The sequence below is a fragment of the Xenorhabdus sp. PB61.4 genome (assembly GCF_963894935.1).
Classification (GTDB): Bacteria; Pseudomonadota; Gammaproteobacteria; order Enterobacterales; family Enterobacteriaceae; genus Xenorhabdus; species Xenorhabdus stockiae.
The window spans coordinates 1-3,509 of the sequence record NZ_CAWQJR010000089.1 but is presented as its reverse complement, the minus strand read 5'-3'; the positions used below and the strand labels follow the sequence as shown (position 1 = coordinate 3,509).

The window sequence follows — 3,509 nt, the reverse complement described above, 5'->3', positions numbered from 1 at the left end:
ATCATATAATTAAGAAATATCTTTCACACATCGATTAACAGAAATATTTATAATCATCATAAAAATCTCACGATCTTACTATTTATAATCTGCTTTGAAAAAGCATTAACAATAAAAAAATGATTCACTGACTATTTAGACTGTTATTTTAAAGATTGATCACCCATGCAGAAAAGCTTTCAGCATCACGAATCAAATCCTCATCTATTGTCTTACTCCATACGACACCTAAGTCTATTTTCTTATCTGTTTCAACAAACTCCAGAGAATTCAAATAATAATCCGGAATTGCACTTATCATTCTCTTAGGCACACATGTGTAAGTACCATTTTTTGTAATCATCTCCATTATCAACATGATATCATTTGTTTTTAATAACAAATTCATATTATCACTACTATAAATAGGAAAAACATTAAGACAGTCATTCAAATCAGTATTTTCTTTTTTTTCACTCGCCATCGTCAGAGAATTCTTACTGCCATACTGACTATTTCCTATTCTGAATTTAGATATCAACGGGCTCCTCTTCTTAAAAATATAAACTAATTTCTCAGTAAATGTTTTTTTTACGTCAAACGGTTTTGCCGCTATCAGAGGCATAACGGCCACATGCAGCATACCCGCATTAAGTAAATTAACCTGCTGCTCAACTGACAAACCGGTCATCAGAGCCAGTACAATATTACCTTTTTTCTCTGCAAGCTGATTCTCGATTTGAGAATAATTATGGATAGGAAAACACGAGCCGACATATAAGTGCCGGGTCACTTCCTTTTTTGAATCAAACTGCACCTGGCTTTTAAATTGTTCATAATGCGTTAAAAATTTTCTGGCATTTTCCAATGTTTTCTGACCAAAATCTGTTAATTTTGTTCCATTTGGTCCTCTTCTGAATAATTCAGCCCCCAGAATATCTTCCAGACCATGTATTTTTTTCGTCAAAGCAGGCTGAGAAAGGTAAAGCCTCTCTGATGCCTTGTGATAATTAAGAGTCTCAGCCAAAACGATGAAAGCTTCAAGATTGCGTATATCCATGTTCTTTCGCCCAATGGTTGTTAATAACTACAAAACATTACAGATTCATGGTGATAGCATTTTAACTTAGCGCTTTGCCAAAGGTCTTATCGGAACTACTGGTAAAAACGTTGACTAATGAAATGTTAGTTAATAAGGATACAATTAGCAAAAGATTTACCACGACTTCTTAATCACGGTAATTTATAATAACACTGGTAATGGAAGTAAAGAATTCAATACTACAAAAAGATAATCTCACCTCCTCAAAATAATTAAATCATTTATACATAAACCACGTTTTTCACTTCATTCATTACAGTTATTGACATTTTCAAAAACAATAACCTTTACATCAAATAACTTAATAACATCAATCCAAAAATTGATTAAATCAAACATTATTTTAATAAAATACCATATAATCAAATCACAAGTGAATAGATTAATAACAAAAACACATAAAAGCATATAAGCCTGATTTACTCGCATAATGAAAAAATAAATGGTGGTTAATTTTTTACTTGCAATGAAATAACTATTATTTTATCAGTAAGGTATTACAAATAACTTTCATTTTATAATTAAAGCATATCAAGTAAAGTAAAATGAATTTAGAAACGACGGTAGGATAAAAATTATAAAAATTATAAAAATTATAAAAATTATAAAAATTATAAAAATTAATTTTAAAGCGAATTATTACTCAAACAATATCCATTTCAATTTATACACCATGGATTTCAAGATGCATCGCAGCGGCAAGGGAGTTCATCCCCGGTAGCATAGATAACTATGTGACTGGGGTGAGCGAGCGTAGCCAACAAAGAGGCGACTTGAAAGACGAAGTGTATATTATGTTTAGTAAAATAGAAACCATATGTATTTGAATAGTATTTATCAGAACAGAAAGACCGATGATTATACAAAATTTAAAACGTCAATTATTCACAAATATAATGACCACATAAAAATATTTCAAGAAAATAGTTCCGCTGTTATTAGCACCCATAAATATGGGTGCTAACTTAATCAAGTATCTATTCTCAAGACTAATGTAACGTTATATTTATTCTATTTTCTTACAAAAGGATATTTTTCATCCTAGCCATTAGGGTAATCAGGACAATCAGTTGCACAGTCCGGACAGTCATAACTATGGTCAGGGCAACCAGGACCTGAACATCCTTGATAAGCTGAACCACAAGTGATAATTCTTCCCTGCCAAGCGGGGGAAAGATTGTTAACTACATCTGAATAAAATGTGAACTGAATAGAACCATATCCAAATGGAGGACCACCATTAATCCGACAATCTCCCCGTTTAAATGCTCCAGCCACGTCATGATAAGGAATAGAAAAAGTAACATGATCACTATCTGGAGACATATATATTGGTCCATTTATTCCATAGGTACTCGAAACACCTAGACAGGCATCTATATTCATCATTAAAGTAACGCTAGAATCTGAAGGTGCTAAACGATTCTTATTAACCACTACAAATAACGCAGCCCTATTTACATCGCCAGTCAAACCAACTACTACTTTATTATTTTTATAATTAGATAAATTATAACAATTAATAACATTATTAGCCGTTTCGTTACCACAAACAGGCGGATACTGTTCTATGATATTATCAGGCTTAACACCAAAACTGGAGTATACAACAATGCGGTCATCACCAGCAATATCAACTGTTTTTACATCTTTAAGTTGAGTTTGTTTCTGATTAATAATGTCAGCCATAATTAATTTTCCTTTGTTTTATTCATAAAATGAAAATAAACATCACAAATCCTATAAGTTACTGCATTAACATTTAATTAAAATATAAAAACAAAAAAAATAAAACTAATGAAAAAAAGTTATCACGTGCAATTAATTTAATTATCGCTAGATAGCGAAATAAAAAACAACAGATTATATAAACATAAGAATGACTATTATTTTTTATAATAAGCCTTATCATTTTTATAATTGTTTTTTAATGCATACCTTTATATAATTAAATAATTTTTAATGACCTTTAATAATTTTATTACTAGATAGTATCATAATGAAATATTCAACCAAATAACGAGACAACGGATTTGCACTGCGGCAAGAAAGGACGCACTATTTTTGCATAGCGAGTGGCTATACCACACCAGTGTTTAAGGTGGAGAAAAGCATTTTCAACCAAATGGCGAAGCCGGTAGAGTTCACAATCATATTCTCGGGTGATTTTCCGATTTTTTCGGCTGGGGATCTGGACGTGCATACCTTGCTGTTCAGCTTTTTCTACTATTGCATTGCTATCATACCCCCTATCCGCCAAAAGATGCTCTGCATCGAGCCCTTCAATTAAGTGCTCAGCTTGTGAACAATCCGCTGCGGTACCGCTTGTAATAATAATTCTGACTGGCATACCATGCGCATCCACGGCCAAATGTATCTTGGTATTGAGCCCCCTTTTGTGATCCCCATATCCTGATTACCTCCTTGA

Annotated in this window: 2 protein-coding genes and 1 pseudogene; all 3 read right to left on the bottom strand. The window is 32.3% G+C overall.

Translation table 11 applies throughout. The features are described 5' to 3' along the window. Positions 1–148: 148 nt before the first annotated feature. Positions 149–1,039, bottom strand: coding sequence for a LysR family transcriptional regulator (locus tag AACX68_RS05670; RefSeq protein ID WP_228860810.1), 891 nt, complete (start codon positions 1,037–1,039; stop codon positions 149–151). Positions 1,040–2,122: 1,083 nt separating this feature from the next. Next, the gene (locus tag AACX68_RS05665) at positions 2,123–2,770 is read right to left on the bottom strand and encodes a hypothetical protein (RefSeq protein ID WP_228860809.1); all 648 of its coding nucleotides are present in this window, start codon (positions 2,768–2,770) and stop codon (positions 2,123–2,125) included. Positions 2,771–3,075: 305 nt separating this feature from the next. After that, positions 3,076–3,509 (bottom strand): annotated as a pseudogene (locus AACX68_RS05660) (IS5 family transposase); the annotation flags it as partial.